Source organism: Gayadomonas joobiniege G7 (assembly GCF_000300815.1).
In the GTDB taxonomy this organism is placed as follows: domain Bacteria; phylum Pseudomonadota; class Gammaproteobacteria; order Enterobacterales; family Alteromonadaceae; genus Catenovulum; species Catenovulum joobiniege.
In genome coordinates this window covers 463,017-481,909 of sequence record NZ_AMRX01000003.1, presented here as the reverse complement: position 1 = coordinate 481,909, position 18,893 = coordinate 463,017, and the positions used below count along the sequence as shown (strand labels likewise).

Below are 18,893 nucleotides of genomic sequence, written 5' to 3'. Positions count from 1 at the left end.
GAATAATAACCATTAAATACACAGCAACTTTACACTAAAAGCGCTGTTCAGTAACCTTAAACAATAAATATTGTTTAATAACGATTTGGAGTAGGAATATGGTTCAAGCCTCAGATAACCTTATTTGGCTGGATTTAGAAATGACAGGACTTAATCCTGACAAAGATGTGATACTAGAAATCGCCAGTATCATTACCGACAGCCAGCTAAATATTTTGGCTGAAGGGCCAGTATTTGCTATTCATCAACCGGCTAGCGTTTTAGAAAATATGGATCCTTGGTGTATTAAACAACATGGTAAGTCAGGATTGACCCAACGTTGTTTAGACAGCCAGATCACTTTAGCAGAAGCAGAAAAACAAACCTTAGACTTTGTTAAGTTATATACTGAGGCGGGCACATCACCGATGTGTGGTAACAGCATTGCCCAAGACAGACGTTTTATGTATATTTATATGCCAACACTTGAAGGACATTTTCATTACCGAAACTTAGATGTCAGCAGCGTTAAAGAATTAGCAAAACGCTGGAATCCCGAAGTATTGGCTGGTGTAAAAAAATCAGGTTCTCATCTGGCACTCGACGACATTCGGGAATCTGTCGCAGAGTTACAACATTACAAAAATCATTTTTTTAAAATTTAAAAGGAATTTATATGCTTGGGTATCGCGTGGTGCTTAGTGCATTAGTACTTGCGGTTGTCGGATGTGGTGACGACGCAAACACCTTATCATCAGGCGAGCATAATAGTGGTTTTGCCAGCTGCTCCCAAGCAGATAAAAACAGTTATTGGGATCATGTTTTAAAGCAAGAATATTATTGGGTAAATGATCTCAATCACCCACAATTAAGCTATCCAGAATACGCTAATAGTAATTTATTTTTAGCGGATGTATTGCCGTTAAAAGATAGATTTTCTAACGTAACTGCAACCGAGAATTTTAATAACCAAACCCAAGGACAAGCGTTTGGTTTAGGCGTGCGTCTAAAAATCTCCGCAGAAGGTTTATATGTTAGCCAAGTTTATCAAAACTCATCGGCAGATACGGCTGGACTGGCGCGGGGCGACCAAATACTATCCGTTGGCGGCCTTAGCGGATCTGATCTAGCAAACTTATGGTTAAATGGGAATTACAGCAAGTACAATCAAGCATTTGGCCCAAACCAAGACGGCTATCCGGTTACCTTAACATGGCAAGCCAGCACAGGTGAAGAGTATCAAAAAACTCTAAATAAAAGCAGTTTTACCGTAAACACAGTACCCTACGCAGGCATTCTGCCAAGCAATGCAGGCAAGATTGCTTATCTTGCATTTCCAGAAGGTTTTTTAAAAAATAGCAGTGAATCCCTTTTAAATGCTTTTAAGTTTTTTAAACACTCAGAGTTTGATCATTTTATTTTAGACTTACGCAACAATCGTGGTGGCTTGTTATCTCAGGTTGGTCGGTTAGCCTTATATTTAAGTAGTGAGCGCCTCTCTGAGCAAGCTTTTGTTGAAATTAGGCATAACTCAAAACTAAGCTATTTAGACAGTTCAGAAACCCCTGAAGATTTATTAACTGGCGAAGGGTTAGCGCCACAACTGATCACTGCAATTAAAAACCTAAGTTTGAATTTAACGAAAATGACTGTATTGACCAATCGTGCATCTGCATCGGCCAGCGAAGTTTTAATCAATAGTCTGGATGTCGAGGCTTATTTAGACGTTACCCTAATTGGCGAAACAACTTTTGGTAAACCAGTCGGTTTTTATCCCCACCCTTCTTACTGCGGGGAAACCTTATTAGCCGTTAACTTTGCAACCTATAACGCCGCCGGCGATGGCGACTATCTCTCCGGTCTGCAACCAGATTGCCCAATTGCTGATGATGCTCAGCCTTATCCTTGGGGTGATACCAGAGATCCTGTACTAGCGGCAGCTATCGCCGACCTTAGCGGCCAACAATGCCCTACATTGGCAGCTAAATTTACCGCCGAACCCAGTACAAATGAAATAAACTCAGCTAATATACCTGTATTAAATCTATTTGGCCTGACTCGGTAACTGAATGAAAAAAATATTGGTTTTAGCATTGGCTACACTGACACTTTGCGTTAGCCAAACACTGTACGCCGCGCCTGCGCTTTGGCAGATTGACTATCAAAATAAAACCTCGTATTTAGTCGGTACAATTCACGCGACGAACCCTGAATTACGCAAGTCACTCAACAAACTGGTGCCTTATGTAAAAAAAAGCCGGGTTTTTATTGCCGAAATCAACCTCGCTGACAGTCAATTGCAACACGCGGGGCAATGGATGTTAGAAGCCGCCAGTTGGTCTGAAGGTTTACCCGATGATTTTTACAGCGCCCAAGAGTCAATAAAAATTGCCAATAAACTGGCCGAAATGGGGCTACCAAAGCAGCTGATGAAGCGTTTTGAACCCTGGTTTTTGAGTTTAAGATTAATGATTTTACAAGCAGTAAATGCAGGCTACGACTTTACTCACTCTGTTGATCAGGCACTGTTTGAAATGGCTCAAAAACATCAAATCCCCAGCAAAGGTTTAGAAACTAGCCGTCAGCAAATTGCTTTTTTAGATAGCTTTGATGAACATGGCAAAAGCTTGTTATTAGATACAATTAAGCAGCTTGATGACATTCGACTGTCGATGGACGCTATTAGTGCCATTTGGCAAAGTGGTGATGTACAACAACTAGAACGGCTAATTGATTATAGCGATAAAACGTATCCATCTAGTCGACAAGTTGAAGAGAGATTGTTAAAACAAAGGAATATGCGCTGGATCTCTGATTTAATGCCAGAGCTAGCCGTAGGTGATGCTTTCATTGCTGTTGGTTTAATGCATATGGCGGGTCCTAGCAGTTTATTAAAAGGATTAACAGCCGAAGGCGCTGTGATAACACCTGTCCCACTCGATTAATAAATCATATCAGGCGGGATGGGCAATTTAGACGGTTTAAAACTGTTTGGACGCTGTTTACTTTTACCTTTTTTATAATCCCGCATAGCAAATACATACGCCAATACTTGGGCAACAGCGGCAAACAGCTTTTCGGGAATTTCTTCTTCAAAGTCTGTGGTGTAATAAATTGCTCGGGCTAACAAAGGCGCACTTAAAATGGGCACTTGGTGGGCTTCGGCAATTTCTCGGATATGACGAGCCATTTCATCCGCACCTTTTGCCAACACAACAGGCGCGCCTCGTCCTAAGGGATCGTACTTTAACGCAACCGCAAAATGCGTTGGGTTAGTGACCACCACATCCGCTTTAGGCACTTCTTTCATCATGCGTCTTTGGGTGGCTTTAAACATAGCCTGACGTATGCGTCCTTTAACCTGTGGGTCACCTTCAGCGTTTTTATGTTCGTCTTTGACTTCTTGTTTTGTCATTTTTAACTGCTCAGTGTGCTGATGCATCTGATAAGGCACATCTATCAAACTGATCACCGCCAGCGATGCAGATAAAATTAAAAAGACCCAAATTAAAATCTCAAGGGCTTTAAATAACCCTCCAGGCAAACCGGCAATATTAATTTGTAATAATTCATCGGCATAGAGTAGATAACAGGTATACGCAGCACCAACAACCACAGCAACTTTGGCAAAAGATTTTAATAGTTCGACTAGGCCTTGCATGCCAAACATTCGCTTAAACCCTTTCAACGGGCTCATTTTAGAAAGCTTAGGTACCATCGCCTGAGTTGAAAAATTAAAGCCACCTATGGCTAGGGTGCCAAAAATGGCAAAGATGAATAAAATGATATTAACAGCCAACAATGGAATAGCGATTTCAGCCGCCAGATCTTTTAAATGTATAAACATGCGGTGCATATCAAAAGCATCTGCACGCTCTAAACTAAAACCTTTTTCGAAAGTCCGGTACAACGCTGACGCTAGGTAATGGCCAAATAATAAAAAACCAAATCCTCCACCGAGTAAAACCATCATGGTGCTGAGTTCTCGTGAACGTGGGACTTGACCTTTTTTACGAGCATCCTCTAATTTTTTGCTCGTGGGGTCTTCGGTGCGACCGTCATCATCTGCTGCCATTTAACACCCCGCAACTTCGCACATTAAACCAGAAGCACTTTGCCACAATGTATCAAAGTGCAAAATAAACGCCGATAAGCTGATCCAAACGACCAGCAAGCCTGTGATCTGTGCAACCGGAAAACCAATTGAAAAAATGTTTAACTGAGGTGCTGCCCGTGTCATTATGCCAAAGGTTAGGTTTATCATTAACATGGCCGTGATGGGTGTTAGCGCAATTGTCACCGTCGCAATAAATAACCATTGTCCCCATTCAACAATTTTATCGATTTTAGCCAGGCTTAACCAACCCGAACCTATTGGCATAGCTTCAAAGCTTAAAGCTATCATTTTAATCATAGCTAGATGACCATCGACCGCCCAAAAAACCAACGTCGCTAGAATAATATAAAACTGACCAATTGCTGCGGTATTCACGCCATTAACTGGGTCAACTAAAGTTGCAAACCCTAAACCACTTTGCACAGCAATGGTCTGTCCAGCCATTACAAAGGTATTTAGAAAGATTTGACTAATAAAACCAATTGCAACACCAATTAAAATTTGCTGCATCACGAGCAAAAATCCTTGCACCGAAAATAATTCAGTAAAACCAGAAGACGGCATTGCAGGACTAATAATAAATGCAATAGATAACGCAAGCAGAGCTTTTACTCGAGTGGGCACAGTTTTTCCACCAAAACCTATCATAGCAATTAACAAAGCAGATATGCGAACAAACGGCAGCATAATATCGGCCAGCCATTGCATCAGAAATGCTTGCGAAAACACCATTTTTAACCAACCACTTGCGAGACGCGTTCGAACATACTAATGGTATATTCCATCAGTTTATTGATGCCCCAGTGGCCGCCATAAATAATGGCAGCCAAGGTAACAATAAGTCGGGGTAAAAAACTTAAGGTTTGTTCGTTAATAGAAGTAGCCGCCTGAAATATTGATACGATTAAACCAACAATCAAGCTAGGGACAATCACCAAGCAGACAAACAAAATAACCATAAACATGGCTTCTTGTAAGATGTCGACAAATACTTCAGGTTGCATATTAGGTTCCTAATCCAAAACTACCTGCGAGTGTACCCATGGTTAAGTTCCAGCCATCTACCAAAACAAATAACATTAATTTAAAAGGCAATGAAACTATCATTGGAGATAACATCATCATACCCATGGCCATTAACACCGAAGCCACCACTAAGTCTAAAATTAAAAATGGAATAAATAACATAAAACCGATCTGAAATGCGGTTTTGAGTTCTGAGGTCACAAATGCGGGTATTAAAACTCGCATCGGCACATCTTCTGGGCCATCTAAGGTTTCATATCCAGCTATTTCGGCAAAAGTGGCAATGTCTTTTACCCGAGTTTGCTGCAACATAAAATCTTTCAGTGGTAAATGGCCTATTTCAAATGCTTTACGCGCGGTGATCTCTTCATTCATGTATGGCTGTATTGCGGTTTCATTAATTTTGTCAAAAACTGGAGCCATAATAAAAAAGGTTAAAAAGAGCGCTAAGCCGACCAATACCTGGTTCGAAGGGGACTGCTGTAAACCTATGGCCTGGCGTAATATTCCAAGCACAATAACGATACGGGTAAAAGAAGTCATCATCACAACAATGGCTGGCAAAAAGCTCAGCATTGTCATTAATGCTAGCACCTGTAAGGTGACAGCATAATCTTGCCCGCCGTCTGGATTATCTGTCACTGTTAACGCAGGAATACCAGTATCTGCAGCAAATGTTGGCAGTGCAAACCCTGCCAGTAAAAGGATAATCCAGTGTTTATAATTCATACATCTGAGTTCTTTTTCATAAAACCGGCTAAGGTTGTTTTAAAATCATCTGATTGAATGTCCAGTGGCGGCGAGAACTCTTTAAGAGTTTGAATAGAGTGCGCTGTCACGCCCAACAATAATTGACTATCCCCTACCTCAACTAACATCAAACGCTCTCGATTTGATAATGGCAGCACAGACACCACTTTCATGCCTTGGCTTTTCATTTGTCCCAGTTTGCTTTTTTTAGCCAAGTTAGCCAGCACAAAAATAACCGCTAAGGTCGTTAACAAGCCTAAAATTAAACTGATGATCGACTCACTAACATTACTCTGGGCATATGCTGGAGGTGTGCTTAATAGAACAAACAGTGCCAGCCAACTTTTTTTTGTGTTCATTAACGTAACTTTTTAATGCGTTCAGTTTGGCTAATAACATCGGTTAAGCGAATACCAAATTTATCGTTAACAACCACAACTTCGCCATGCGCAATTAAAGTGCCGTTGACTAATACATCCAATGGCTCACCAGCGACTCTGTCTAGCTCCACGACTGAACCTTGGTTAAGCTGCAACAGGTTACGGATACTAATTTTGCTGCGCCCTACTTCCATTGAAATGGTAATAGGGATATCTAAAATGGTATCCAGCTTGTTTTTTTCATCGGCAGATAAATCAGATTTAGGATCGTTAAAATCTTCTAAATCAGCAACCTGAGCCTCGTCGTTTGCATTTTCTTCAGACTCGGCCTGTTCAGCCATCGCGGCTGCCCAATCGTCCATTTCATCACTCATAATCAGTTACTCTCTATCTGTCTAATCAAAGTCTTCGAGCTCTCTAAGCTCTGCTTCGGAGTCGATACGGCGACCTCCACGGGTCACCATTAATAGTTCAGATTTGGCCGATGCTGGCCGCTTGATTTTTTCTTTAATCTGCACTGCAACTTGCTCACCCGAGCGCCCCATTTTACCGCGGAATGTAGGTAAATCTTCAGCATAAACGGTTAAATGTTCTGGCATCTCGATTGGAATAATGTCACCCGCTTTAAGCTCCATCACTTTTTCTAGCGGCAATTCTGTTTCTAGCAATTTAGCCATCATTTCAACTTCGACATCCATGATTTCATCACGAAGGGCTTTACTCCAACGTAAATCTGTATCTTCTTTATCGCTTTGCACACCTGCATCTAACAGTTCACGGATTGGCTCTAACATAGAGTAAGGCAGACAAATATGAAAATCACCACCACCACCGTCAAGTTCAATATGAAACGAGCTTATCACTACAACTTCGGTTGGACTAACGATATTCGCCATCGCTGGGTTGACTTCTGAATCTAAATATTCAAAAGAGACATCCATGACAGGCGCCCATGCTTCTTTGTAATCCTCAAAAACTAATTTAAGCAGCATTTGGATGATGCGGCGCTCAGTTGGGGTAAATTCGCGCCCTTCAATTTTTGCGTGATAGCGCCCATCCCCACCAAAAAAGTTATCTACGAGGATAAATACCAAGCGAGCTTCCATCGTTATCAATCCCGTGCCTTTTAACGGCCTAAAGCGCACCATGTTTAAACTTGTTGGCACAAACAAGGTATGTATGTATTCGCCAAACTTAATCATTTGCACGCCATTGATAGACACCTCAGCCGTTCGTCGCATCATATTGAACAGGCTGATACGCATATGCCGAGCAAAACGTTCGTTGACGATTTCCAACGTCGGCATACGCCCACGAACAATGCGATCTTGTGACGAAAAGTCATACTCGGTGGCTAATGAAACCCGACCAGACCCACTTTCATTAGAAGATTCCTCTTCTTCGATGTCGTCAACACCATGCAATAGCGCATCAATTTCGTCTTGCGATAATAAATCACTCATAGATCATCCTGTTATTGCATGACAAAGCCGGTAAACAGCACTTTATCAATGACGGGGCGTCCAGTTATGCTGACTAAACGGTCACGTAAAGACTTTAACGCATCGTCTTTTAGCGCTTCTTTACCATTAACAGTTCCCAATTCGTTGGCGTTAGCGCCGCTAAATACTTTTAACATGGTATCTTCAATTAACGGAATATGTTTTTTTGCCGTTTCTTCATCCTGCACACCACGAACCAATAGCTGAACTTTAATCTGTACCGTGCGATCTCGTGAATGGCCCGGTACTTTAAATACAAATGGCCGAGGCATTGCTACATATAAAGCATTCCCTAATTCGGCATCTCCGCTGGCAGCTGATGTTTGTTCGCTTGGTTCTTCCGCCACTGCTTCGGTTGGCTCACCTGCAAATAAAAAAAAGTAAGCCGCTGCACCGCCGCCCGCTAGTAACAAAAGTAGAACAACAATGATGATCAGCTTTTTTTTACTGCCACCACTTTCGACTTTTAATTCTTCTTGCGCCGCAGCCATAAAACCCTCTCTATTAAAAACCTGATAAACGTTATAACTATACCTGAATTTAACAATTATGCGTAATAGTCTACCGCGCCTAAATGACCATTATTTATTTGTACCTGCTGGCTATAACTCAACTCGTCTTGTTGCCCATCCTGCCCAGCCTGACTATTATTTGACGCACTGCCACGCTCGTTGAAGGATTCTCCCTGTTGCCAGTCTTGCTGCTGCGACACATCTGCATCGGCCAGCTCTAGGCCTTGTTCTTGTAACATTTCTCTTAGCTTAGGTAAACTCTGCTCCAGTAAATCTCTTGCTTGTTGATTTTGCACTAACATGCTAACGCTGGCTTGGTCACCGGACAAGTTTAATTGAATTTTCATACTTCCTAAATCAGCCGGATCCAATCTAAGCTCAGCCGCCTGTACTTTGCCCGAGTTTAAAAATTTAACTGACTCATTTAATACTCGAGCTGCGTTCGCTTTTGTTAAATCTAATGGCTGTTTAAATTGATGCGTCTGGCGACTAAATTCTTGCTGTTTTTCAGCATGAACTCTTTCTTGCTGATGCACTTGTTGCTGAACCTGCTGTTGCACTTGCTGTGTGCTGACTGATTGCTGCAGCTGAGCGCTTTGAGATCGTGCGTCTTGCGCACGTGCTTCGGGCTGTTGTAAGTGCATCAAGTTAATGGGATCCTCTAGTTTAGATTCAGCTGCAGTTGAATCTAAAGACCCCACCCCTTGCTCCGATTTAACAGCTTTAGCGATCGTCTCGCTTGCCACTTTTATGGTTTCGGTTTTTCCGGTTTTATCGTTTTTTTCTGCAACCGATTTTTTATTTACTGATGAGGTTTGACTGGTAACCGCTTGTACGGATTGTGCAGCGCCGGTCGCCGGCGCGTTCGCAGCAAGATGTATCTCACTCACGTCAGTCTCAGTTTTGATATCGGTTTGCTCTGCGGCTAGTTGTCTGGCTTGCTGTTTGCTTTGTTGAGACACTTTTTGACTATCTTGTTGAGCTGCTTGTTTTGTGGTCGGTGCAGCGGACTCAGCTGTATTTAGCTCAGCATTCTGTTGGGATTTGTTTGAAGTTTCGAGGACGCTTTGCTCATCCTTTGCATATTTTAATGTTTCTGTGGTCAGAGTGCGTCCCGGTGCGCTATCGTTTATCTGCTTAGTCCCCGTTTGTTTTGTTTTGTTTTCGGGTGCAGATTTGCCACTCATTTGTTCGTTCATCGCTATTTTATTGACATCAGCTTGAGCATCAGCTGAGTTTGCTATGTTTGCCTCAACTGATTGAGTTGACTTTCCACCCGCTAATGGCTCTTTTGTACCCGCTAGTGGCTCTTTTGTACCCGCTAATGGCTCTTTTGTACCTGCTGATGACTCTTTTGTACCTGCTGGTGGCTCTTTTGTACCCTCAAATGGATCTGAGCCATCAACCACTGAAGGTTCTTTCGTGTTCGCAGAGGGATCTGATTTTCCCTCTCCTTTTATATTCGCTTTAACCACTTCTTGAGATGTGTTTTTTTCAGCCTGATTTGTTGTTTTTAGATTCTGCGAACTGTTTTTTTCTTTTTCACTAGTCGTCAGCGTATCCGACAATTGACTGCCTTTGTCTACTTCAGTTTTAATCACATCAGCTTGCTTGTTATTAGTGGCTAGTTTGCTAGAGACGGACTTATCAAGAGCTTGTTGCTTGCTTTGATCACTGTTTTGGTTGCTCACTTTATCAGCTGTGGTCATTTGCTCAGCAATATCTGAGTTGCTTGATTTTGCTGCCTCAGTATTGGTCTGGGTCCTAGTTTTATTAGAGGAATGCAAATCAACGGCTTTACTAACGATTACGCTAGTTTCCGCTCTGTTTTTTGTGCTGATTTTGTTTTCTTTTTCTGTGGTGGCCTCTAGGTGAGTGTCTACACTCTTGTTGACGTTGATTTGTTTATCTGTATTGCTCAACTGAGTATCAGCTAATTGACTTTTTGTTTGCTCATTGTCGATCGCTTCGCCGGCCTCTGATGAAGTCGCTGCTATTTTTCTGTTGGCACCTGTTTGATGAACAACATCCGAGCTTAGTTTATCTGTGCCTGATTTAACTATGCCTGGTTTTTCTGTTTCCTCTACACTGGCTTTAGCGGCCGTTACCTTGTTTTGTTCAGTTTTAGCAAGCTGATCATTGGCTTTATCTAATAGACTTAACCAGTCATGGCTGGCTTGTGCACTATCATTTTTACTTGTTTTTACCTCTTGTTGGGTATTGACCGAAGTGGCTTGCTGCGTTTGGTTAAGCTCTAATTGAGCCTGAGCTGATTTATGCAAATCGGTGCTGCTAACAAATGATTTAAAAGGCACCGATGTCGCAGAGGTATCAAGCGATTTATCCAATGCCTTGGTAGAGTTTTTATCCAACAAAGCGGCAATTTTTGACGGTATACCGGCAAGATTTGGCATCATATACAGACCTTCTTAGACAGGTTTTTGGCGCTACAAATAAACATTGATCAAATTAATTAAATATATTCAAATAATGTGCCATTATTTAAAAAACTTTCTGTTGGCGCGCTTTCAACATTGCAAATTCATCGAGCATTTTTTGTTCTTCTTTTTGGGCTGCTTGCTGTTTAGCTTCGGCTTGTTTTGTTAATAAGTGTTCAAGTGATTTGCGTTTACGTTGTTGTTGTAACCAGAGCGCACGGCGCTGTTGAACCACTTTTTCGGCATTATCTATTTTGCCTTGCTGTTGGCCACACGCTTTATCTAGTTGGCCGATAAATACTTGCAAGCGCTGGAAACCAGCACTGGAGAGACCATTTTGACCCGTATTATGCACTTGCTGAATGTATTCAGTTCGATAGTTTTGCAAACCTAAGAGTCTATCTTGCTCGTTTTTTAACGCGTCACTGGCTTGGCCATATTGTAAGGCTAGTTTATCTTCTTTTTTTTGTTCTAATTCCAGCACTAACTGTAATTGGCGACTCATATTAAGCTCTTAATGGTTGGGTAACATTTGCTAACATTGCCAAACAATCTTGGTAATTCACGACGTCTGTCATTCCTTGCTGTAAAAACTTATCCAGATTAGGTTTGAGTTTAATGGCGGCATCAACCATAGGATCACTGCCTTTGTTGTAGGCTCCGATTGAAATTAAATCTTTACTATTTTGGTAGGCAGTGAACAACTGCTTCACAATTCTCGCCTGCAGTTGATGGTCCTCACTTGCTACGGCTGGCATCACTCGGCTGACGGACTTACCAATATCGATGGCTGGATAATGCCCTTGGTCAGCTAACTCACGAGACAGCACTATATGCCCATCTAATATGGCTCGCGATGCGTCAGCAACTGGATCCTGCATGTCATCACCTTCTGACAAAACGGTAAAAAATGCGGTGATCGAACCTTGCTGTCCACCACCGTTGCCGGCTCTTTCGATCAGTGCCGGAAGTTTTGCAAACACTGACGGCGGATAACCTTTAGTTGCCGGCGGTTCCCCCACCGCTAATGCGATTTCTCGCTGCGCTTGTGCGTAACGCGTAATAGAGTCAACCAATAACAAAACGTTTAGCCCCTGATCGCGAAAATACTCAGCGATAGAAACTGCGGTCTCACAACCTTTTAAACGCATCAATGGCGCATTATCGGCCGGTGCCGCGATCACCACTGCGCGTTGGCGACCTTCTGGACCTAAAATTTCATCGATAAACTCTTTAACTTCGCGGCCCCGTTCACCAACTAACCCCACCACAATAACATCAGCGCTGGTGCCTCTTGTCATCATGCCAAGTAACACACTTTTACCAACCCCAGAGCCGGCAAATAAACCTAACCTTTGTCCCATGCCAACGGTTAATACTGAGTTGATTGCACGAATACCTACGTCTAATGGTTGCTTGACAGGCCGCCTGTTGAGCGGATTGATACGCTGGCTTTGGTAGTGATTGGGAGAATCTGAATCAATAGGGCCTTGACCATCAATCGGTTGACCTCGTGCATCTAACACCCGACCTAATAGGCCCATCGAATAGCGTATTTGCACCTGTGCGCTTTGTGGGATCACTTTAGCACCAGGCAATACACCTTTTAATTCATCGCTCGGCATTAAATATATTTTATCGCCTTCAAAACCAACTACTTCAGCATCAATGTAACCTTGCACACTTTCAACCAAACAGTGGCCGCCAACCGCCGCTTGGCAGCCAGTGGCTTCGAGTGTCATACCGATAACGCGAATGAGACGACCACACACCCTGGGTTTTGGTGTGTTTATTTTGTTTTGATATTGAGCAATTTTGGCTGCTAAAGAAGCACTCATGGTTAAGTACTCGGCGTTTGTTGTTCTATCAGTTCGGCAAAAACCTCTTGGATCCTCTGCTCTATACTGTACTCGACTTGCGTCTGTTCGCTATAAATTTGAATACTCCCTTGGCTCATCGTAGGATCGCTCACAATTCGCCAGTTCCGTTTTTCTAAAGTGTCAGCATCATAAGCTTGCAAAACGGTTTTATGATCTTCAGGATTAACAATTAGCTGACAACTTTTTTGATTAAATGGCAGTTTTTCTGCCGCTTGCTGAATACTTTTAATGATGACGGCTGGGTTGGTTTTCACTTCTTCTTGGATCACAGCTTTAGCCAATGCTAAAGCCAAATTAAGCACTTCTTGCTCAACTTGTTGATCAATTTGTGCAATTGGCTGAGTTAATTGATCCAGTAAAGCACGCCACTGTTCAACTTGCTCTGTAATTTGAACACGGCCTTCTTCAAGCCCTTCGGCCAAACCCGCCTGATGCCCTTCTTGCTGGCCAGCTTGGTAACCATCTTGTTTGCCTTGTTCAAAGCCTTCTTGATAGCCTGCTTGACGGCCTTCGGCAAAACCTTCATCATGCGCTGCTTGTTGGATCCCTTCAATTTCTTCCAGCGTCGGTGGTTTAGGAACGACCTCTTCAGGCGGCTCTTCTGGGGGTTCCCATTTCCAACCAGATGGTTTACCTAGTGCATTGGTATAACCTTCTTTTTGTTTGCTCTGCGGTTCATCAAAACTCGGAAGTTGCCAGCTTTGACCGGCTTTATGATCAGAGGAACTCATCGCCGCCGCCTCCGCCTAACATAATTTCACCCGATTCAGCTAAACGTCTTGCGATTGACAAGATTTCTTTTTGTGCTGCTTCAACTTCACTAATACGAATAGGTCCCATGGCCTCTAAATCATCCACTAGAAGATCGGCTGCCCGTTTAGACATATTGCTAAGAATTTTATCTTTAAGTGCTTCATCAGCACCTTTTAATGCACGTTGCAGTACATCTTGTGGCGCTTCACGTAGGATCGCCTGAATGCCTTTGTCATCAACGTCTGCTAGGTTATCAAAAACGAACATCAGATCTTGAATCTGTTGACTCATTTCTTCATCATGTTCACGGATTGCATCCATCAACTGACCTTCAACATTGGTATCTAAGTAGTTCATGATTTCAGCAGCTGCTTTAAGACCACCCATCTTGGCCGCTTGCGCACCCGCTTGACCAGCAAATTGTTTTTCCATAATTTCGTTAAGTTCTTGCAATGCCGCTGGCTGAACTTCTTCTAAGTTGGCAATACGCATCATTAAGTCTAAACGAACTTTTTCAGAAAATTGTCCCATGATTTCAGCCGATTGATCAGGCTCTAAATAAGATAGAACAATGGTTTGTATCTGTGGGTGTTCGTTACGAATAATGTTAGCGACTTGTTTAGAGTCCATCCACTTGAGGGAGTCCAAACCACGGGCGCCACTGCCCATGATGATTTGTTCGATTAAATTGCCTGCTTTGTCTTCGCCTAAAGCCGCTGTTAATGCTTTACGCACAAACTCTTGACTTTGGAAACCTATGGTGCTGAATTTTTGAATTTCGTCGATAAATAATTTATGAATTGCGGTGATTTTACCTTGGCTAAAATCTTCCATTGATGCCATTAACATCCCGACTTTTTGCACTTCTTTTGGCTCTAGGTGCTTAAGAATTTGGGCGGCATCTTCTTCCGACAAACTTAATAATAAAACGGCTGCTTTTTCGGCTCCATCCAACCGTGATATATCAAATTCGTCGCTTTTGGCTACTTCGTTATCAGGCATCTTCGTTTAACCACGCTTTAACTACTTGAGCTGAAAGGATAGGTTCGTTGGCCACTAGCGCACGAACCGCTTTAAGTACGTCTTCATCTTTATGCAGATCTGGCAGCATCAGGGTACCATCTTGGTTAAAGCCGACTGAACTGGCATCAAAGTCTGATGATAACATATCAATAGTTTCATCACCCAAATCAACCCCACGCTCAATTGATTCTTCAGAATAAGATTCTTCAGCATCTGGATGAATCAGTTTACGCAAGATAGGTCGTACGACTGCCCAAATTAATACTATGATAACCAAAGTGCCTAATACCAAGCGGATCATACTATTAAACCATGCTTGTTGATAAAATGGCGTACTCTCAATTTCGCCTAGGTCGGGACGCATAAAGGGCACTGTCACCACTTCTAATGTGTCGCCACGGCGGGTATCAAACCCTAAACCACCTTGTAATAAGCGACGAATATTTGCAATATCAGCTGAATTTCTTGGTTGGTAGTCGGTTTCACCAGTTTCTTCGTTTGTGGTAGGAATATAATCAACAGCAACAGAGACACTCAAACGACGAACAACACCTGTTTGCTGACGAGTGTGACTAATCGTTGTATCTAACTCATAGTTACGGGTGGCTTCGCGGTGGCTTTTGCCTGGCGCTGATCCACCCGCGATGCCGCCTTCCGCTTGTTCTGGAATATTAGATTCAAGAGGCGGCTGGTTACTTAAAGCACCCGGAATACCGCCGTTTATACCACCGACCGAGTCGGTTTCTATCGTCATTTCACTACGTACCGCTGGTAAATCAGGGTTGAAGCGCTTTTGCGTTTGTTCAACCATAGTAAAGTCCATGGTGACATCAACTTGTGCAGTGTAATTACCCAATCCCACGACTGGAATTAAGATAGAATCAATTTTTTCTAAATAAGCTGTTTCACGTTTTTGCTCAATTTCGTATTCTTTGCGCGAGCGAGCAGACAAGTCATTTTGTGATCCTGAATTTAATAGGCGGCCATTTTGATCTGTCACTGTGACCCGAGTTGGCTCTAAACCCTGCACAGCTGATGCAACTATATCTACAACAGAGTCTACTTCTTCAGACGAGGCTACTTTTCCGCGTTTCATGGTCAGCACCACGGTGGCACTAGGTTTTTTTTCGTTGCGGGCAAACACATTTTGTTTAGGAATAGCTAACAAAACCTTAGCACGCTGAACTGAAGTAATCTCCTCGATAGTACGTGCCAACGTTTGCTCTCGGCTATATTTTAAGCGTTCGCTTTCCACTCTTTGGCTAACGCCAAATCCCATATCTGTTAATAAAATATCATCAGCGGCAGTGGTTTCTGAGGTCAGTCCAGAGCGTTTCATTTGCAAACGTATGTCTTGATATTGGTCCTCTGGCACAGATACCACATCACCTTCAATGCGGTAGTCAATTTTTTGTTGGTCTAAAAAGTCAAGGGTTTGAATTAACTCGTCGGTTTCCATTTTACCTAGCGGCCGATATTCAGACTCTTGCATCCATAAAATGGTAAAGATACCTATTGCTAAACAAATCGCTAAAACCAAAATTAAGGTAACTTGACGCAATACATCAACACCGTTGAGACTGCTCAAAAAACCAGGTTTTTGCTCTTCGTTAGTTGAATCTTGACTTGTTGAGTTGTCGTTGACAACCATATCTGTGGGTGCTGTTTGCTCTGCCACTGTTATTTGCTCCGCTTAACCACTATACCGGCATATTAATGATTTTATCGTACGCTTCGAGAACCTTATTGCGTACTTGCACCGTTGCTTCAAACGCGATACCAGATTTGCTTTTAGCTATCATGACATCGGCTAAGGTGACATTGGGATCGCCCATTTCAAATCGGTTAGTAAGATTTTTAGAGTGATGGCTCATTTCATTGACGTTTTCGATTGCTCGGTTAAGCATGTCACCAAATTGACCATGCGTTGGGTTTTGAACTTTTTGTTCTAACGCGGGGATCTCTTGACCGATGGGCGACGCACTACGGTTTGCCATTGCTTGCATTTCTGCATATAGATTATTTGCGCCAATTTTCATCTGCAATCTCCAAACTGTCAAAATTTTGTTTATAACAGGGTATATGCAGACTGTATGCCAATATTAAAAGTTAATCTGGGATTTGCATACCAAGATCACGCATCTTGGCTATTTTATAGCGTAGGGTACGAGCACTTATGCCTAACTTTTGCGCAGCTTGGCCGCGTTTACCTTGGCACTCGTTTAGGGTATTTTGAATGAGTTGGAGTTCTGTAAGTTTAAGCTCGCTCAATGTCTGGTTTTGTTGTTCGCTGGCCACCTGCGCAGCAATGTTTTGAGGTTCGTTTAGCTGGCTTTCAAAAAAGATATCTTGTGCATTAATTTGTCGCCCTTGTTTTAAAATGAGTGCCCTTTGCATCACATTTTCTAACTCTCGCACATTGCCGGGCCAATGGTATGCAAGAAGCTTTTGCTCAGCTTGTTGGCTAAAGGTTAACTGACAGCGATCGCTTTGATGTTTTTTTAATAAATGATGGGCCAACGGCATAATATCACCCGGCCGCTGTGCAAGCGTTGGCCAATGCAGCGGAAATACATTTAAGCGGTAATATAAATCTTCTCTAAATTGACCTGCGTCTACCGCTTGCCGAAGATGACGGTTAGAGGTGGCAATAATGCGTACGTCTAAGTCAATTAATTGGCTTGCCCCAAGGCGCTCAACTTGTTTTTCCTGTAGCACTCTTAATAACTTAGCCTGCAGTGGCAGTGCCATTTCAGTGATTTCATCTAACAATAAAGTGCCACCATTAGCTTGCTCAAATTTACCTGGGCACGCTTGGGTTGCGCCAGTAAAAGCCCCTTTTTGATAACCAAATAAAGTGGCTTCTAACATGGTTTCGGGGATCGCTGCACAGTTAATGGCAACAAAAGCTTGCTGATTACGAGCCGATGATTGATGGATCTCTTTGGCGAGTATTTCTTTGCCTGTACCACTGGCCCCAGTGATCAATACGCTGGCGCTGCTTTGTGCAACTCGGCGAGCTAAATTTAACAAATGGTGCGAAGCCGGATCGTTAAACACAGCACCGCTAGCAGATTCAGACGGAAGTGCTTTATCCACTAAATTAAGTAGGACTTGGGGTGAAAAGGGTTTACTTAAATAATCAATGGCCCCCTGCTGCATGGCACTTACCGCATCGGAGACAGTTGCATAAGCCGTCATCAATAAAATTGGAATGCCATCAAACTGAGTTTTGAGCAAACTCAATAGATCTAAACCTGTTTGATTTGGCATTTGCACGTCAGAGATGACTAAATCTATTTTAGTTTGTTTAAGTTCGATCAGCCCAGAGTCAACCTGATAGGCTTGTTTAACTTGATAACCTGCAAGTGATAAAGTATCGGCAATCGCCTCACAAAGCGCTTTATCGTCTTCGACAATTAAAATACATTTTTTATGCGGCATTTACACGCTCCTGCATCAAATGGCAGGGTAATTCGATGACAAAACAACAGCCTTTAGACTGCTCGCGTAACTTGATTTTTCCCTGGTGTTGTTCAACTACAGCTTTAACTACGGTTAACCCTAACCCACTGCTTTGCTGAGCAGAATAAAAAGGTTCGAATATTTTTGCAGCATGGCTAGCTTGGATGCCAGGGCCATTATCATTCACTGTGATTTGCACTGTTTTTTTGTCGGCTAACAATTGCGCCTGAATATCAATTTTTAATCCGGAGCGGCGAGTCTGTAGGCTATTTTGAATCAGGTTATTTAACGCGCTTACCAAAGTATTGGCTTGTCCATACAGCTGAATTGTTTGTGCCGTTGGTATAAAATTAACTTGTGCGTTTTGTTGATTGATACTGGCTTCTGCCGCGATTGCTAACTGCTCAAACAGCGTATCGAGCGAAAATGCTTCGGCTTGGCTGGTTTGGCCGCAGCGAACATACAATAACATATCGCTAATTTGCTGCTCTATGTCTTCTAAACGGCTGATGAGTTTCTGGCTAAAACTACTTTCGGATACGTCTTTTCGTACTTGTGCTAAATTGCCAGCATACAAGAGTGCTGCCGATAATGGCGTACGAATTTGATGAGCCAACGACGCCATCATTCGGCCTAATGCGCTCAGTTTTTGCATTTGCCCGATGCGTGCTTGCAAGGCTCTGGTATGCGTCATATCGTCCAATACAATCACTTGCCCTGAGTATGGCGTTAAAGCTGTTGTTTGTAACTTAATACGTTTACCGTTTGCTAATGAGATTTCGTGACCGTCGTCATCTTTCGGAGAGAAACACTTTTCAATTAAAGCACGCCATTTTTGACCGACTAAAGGCTCGCCTAATAATTCACAGGCGATTGGGTTGGCCTGTTCAACAATACCTTGTTGATTTAACACTACAACCCCATTTGGCAGCACTTGCAACAAATGTTCTAATTTTTCTAGACGTGCGTCTTGCGTTAATTGTTCTGGCATTGTTCTGGCTCACATTGGCAAATAATATTAGACACTGCAAATGAGATGCCAAGAATTTAGTCAGACTTTTGACAGAT

The 18,893-nt window shown here is 42.7% G+C and carries 20 protein-coding genes; 3 read left to right on the top strand and 17 right to left on the bottom strand.

Annotation, left to right across the window (positions count from 1 at the left end; translation table 11 throughout):
* Positions 1 to 98 precede the first annotated feature (98 nt).
* From orn to C727_RS0106340, 3 genes are read left to right on the top strand one after another with little or no spacing between them, the layout of a single operon-like run.
* Positions 99 to 644: an oligoribonuclease gene (gene orn, locus C727_RS0106350; protein WP_017444792.1), complete on the top strand. Its 546-nt coding sequence runs from the start codon at positions 99 to 101 to the stop codon at positions 642 to 644.
* A gap of 11 nt (positions 645 to 655) precedes the next feature.
* Positions 656 to 2,044, top strand: a complete 1,389-nt coding sequence (locus C727_RS0106345) for a S41 family peptidase (RefSeq protein ID WP_017444791.1) — start codon at positions 656 to 658, stop codon at positions 2,042 to 2,044.
* A 4-nt stretch (positions 2,045 to 2,048) separates the two neighbouring features.
* Positions 2,049 to 2,924 (top strand): TraB/GumN family protein, encoded by an 876-nt coding sequence (locus C727_RS0106340; RefSeq protein WP_017444790.1) that lies wholly within the window; start codon positions 2,049 to 2,051, stop codon positions 2,922 to 2,924.
* Here the strand turns inward: C727_RS0106340 and flhB are convergent.
* The 17 genes from flhB to C727_RS18130 form a co-directional block, all read right to left on the bottom strand.
* Complete coding sequence (gene flhB, locus C727_RS0106335) at positions 2,921 to 4,054, bottom strand: flagellar biosynthesis protein FlhB (protein ID WP_017444789.1); 1,134 nt, start codon at positions 4,052 to 4,054, stop codon at positions 2,921 to 2,923. The genes C727_RS0106340 and flhB overlap by 4 nt on opposite strands.
* Positions 4,055 to 4,828 carry a flagellar biosynthetic protein FliR gene (gene fliR / locus C727_RS0106330; protein ID WP_017444788.1) on the bottom strand — a complete coding sequence of 258 codons (774 nt, stop codon included), beginning with the start codon at positions 4,826 to 4,828 and terminating at the stop codon, positions 4,055 to 4,057.
* A 2-nt stretch (positions 4,829 to 4,830) separates the two neighbouring features.
* Complete coding sequence (gene fliQ, locus C727_RS0106325) at positions 4,831 to 5,100, bottom strand: flagellar biosynthesis protein FliQ (protein WP_017444787.1); 270 nt, start codon at positions 5,098 to 5,100, stop codon at positions 4,831 to 4,833.
* 1 nt (position 5,101) lies between these two features.
* Positions 5,102 to 5,851 carry a flagellar type III secretion system pore protein FliP gene (gene fliP, locus C727_RS0106320; protein WP_017444786.1) on the bottom strand — a complete coding sequence of 250 codons (750 nt, stop codon included), beginning with the start codon at positions 5,849 to 5,851 and terminating at the stop codon, positions 5,102 to 5,104.
* On the bottom strand, positions 5,848 to 6,231 hold the full coding sequence (gene fliO, locus C727_RS0106315; protein ID WP_017444785.1) for a flagellar biosynthetic protein FliO: 384 nt from the start codon (positions 6,229 to 6,231) through the stop codon (positions 5,848 to 5,850). Before fliO ends, fliP begins: the two co-directional genes overlap by 4 nt.
* Positions 6,231 to 6,626 carry a flagellar motor switch protein FliN gene (fliN, locus tag C727_RS0106310; protein ID WP_017444784.1) on the bottom strand — a complete coding sequence of 132 codons (396 nt, stop codon included), beginning with the start codon at positions 6,624 to 6,626 and terminating at the stop codon, positions 6,231 to 6,233. The genes fliO and fliN overlap by 1 nt, the downstream gene beginning before the upstream one ends.
* A gap of 21 nt (positions 6,627 to 6,647) precedes the next feature.
* Complete coding sequence (gene fliM / locus C727_RS0106305) at positions 6,648 to 7,715, bottom strand: flagellar motor switch protein FliM (RefSeq protein WP_017444783.1); 1,068 nt, start codon at positions 7,713 to 7,715, stop codon at positions 6,648 to 6,650.
* An 11-nt stretch (positions 7,716 to 7,726) separates the two neighbouring features.
* A complete protein-coding gene (gene fliL, locus C727_RS0106300; protein WP_017444782.1) occupies positions 7,727 to 8,245 on the bottom strand; it encodes a flagellar basal body-associated protein FliL in 519 nt (172 codons plus the stop codon).
* Between the two features lie 56 nt (positions 8,246 to 8,301).
* Positions 8,302 to 10,683, bottom strand: a complete 2,382-nt coding sequence (locus C727_RS0106295; protein WP_017444781.1) for a flagellar hook-length control protein FliK — start codon at positions 10,681 to 10,683, stop codon at positions 8,302 to 8,304.
* 85 nt (positions 10,684 to 10,768) lie between these two features.
* On the bottom strand, positions 10,769 to 11,209 hold the full coding sequence (gene fliJ, locus C727_RS0106290; protein ID WP_017444780.1) for a flagellar export protein FliJ: 441 nt from the start codon (positions 11,207 to 11,209) through the stop codon (positions 10,769 to 10,771).
* Between the two features lies 1 nt (position 11,210).
* The gene (gene fliI / locus C727_RS0106285) at positions 11,211 to 12,542 is read right to left on the bottom strand and encodes a flagellar protein export ATPase FliI (protein WP_017444779.1); all 1,332 of its coding nucleotides are present in this window, start codon (positions 12,540 to 12,542) and stop codon (positions 11,211 to 11,213) included.
* Between the two features lie 2 nt (positions 12,543 to 12,544).
* Positions 12,545 to 13,315 (bottom strand): flagellar assembly protein FliH, encoded by a 771-nt coding sequence (fliH, locus tag C727_RS0106280; protein WP_017444778.1) that lies wholly within the window; start codon positions 13,313 to 13,315, stop codon positions 12,545 to 12,547.
* Positions 13,302 to 14,339, bottom strand: a complete 1,038-nt coding sequence (gene fliG / locus C727_RS0106275) for a flagellar motor switch protein FliG (RefSeq protein ID WP_017444777.1) — start codon at positions 14,337 to 14,339, stop codon at positions 13,302 to 13,304. Before fliG ends, fliH begins: the two co-directional genes overlap by 14 nt.
* Positions 14,332 to 16,038 carry a flagellar basal-body MS-ring/collar protein FliF gene (gene fliF / locus C727_RS0106270; protein ID WP_017444776.1) on the bottom strand — a complete coding sequence of 569 codons (1,707 nt, stop codon included), beginning with the start codon at positions 16,036 to 16,038 and terminating at the stop codon, positions 14,332 to 14,334. The genes fliG and fliF overlap by 8 nt, the downstream gene beginning before the upstream one ends.
* A 22-nt stretch (positions 16,039 to 16,060) precedes the next feature.
* Positions 16,061 to 16,399: a flagellar hook-basal body complex protein FliE gene (fliE, locus tag C727_RS0106265; RefSeq protein WP_017444775.1), complete on the bottom strand. Its 339-nt coding sequence runs from the start codon at positions 16,397 to 16,399 to the stop codon at positions 16,061 to 16,063.
* Between the two features lie 70 nt (positions 16,400 to 16,469).
* Positions 16,470 to 17,804 carry a sigma-54-dependent transcriptional regulator gene (locus C727_RS0106260; protein WP_017444774.1) on the bottom strand — a complete coding sequence of 445 codons (1,335 nt, stop codon included), beginning with the start codon at positions 17,802 to 17,804 and terminating at the stop codon, positions 16,470 to 16,472.
* The gene (locus C727_RS18130; protein ID WP_017444773.1) at positions 17,794 to 18,816 is read right to left on the bottom strand and encodes a sensor histidine kinase; all 1,023 of its coding nucleotides are present in this window, start codon (positions 18,814 to 18,816) and stop codon (positions 17,794 to 17,796) included. The genes C727_RS0106260 and C727_RS18130 overlap by 11 nt, the downstream gene beginning before the upstream one ends.
* Positions 18,817 to 18,893: the final 77 nt, after the last annotated feature.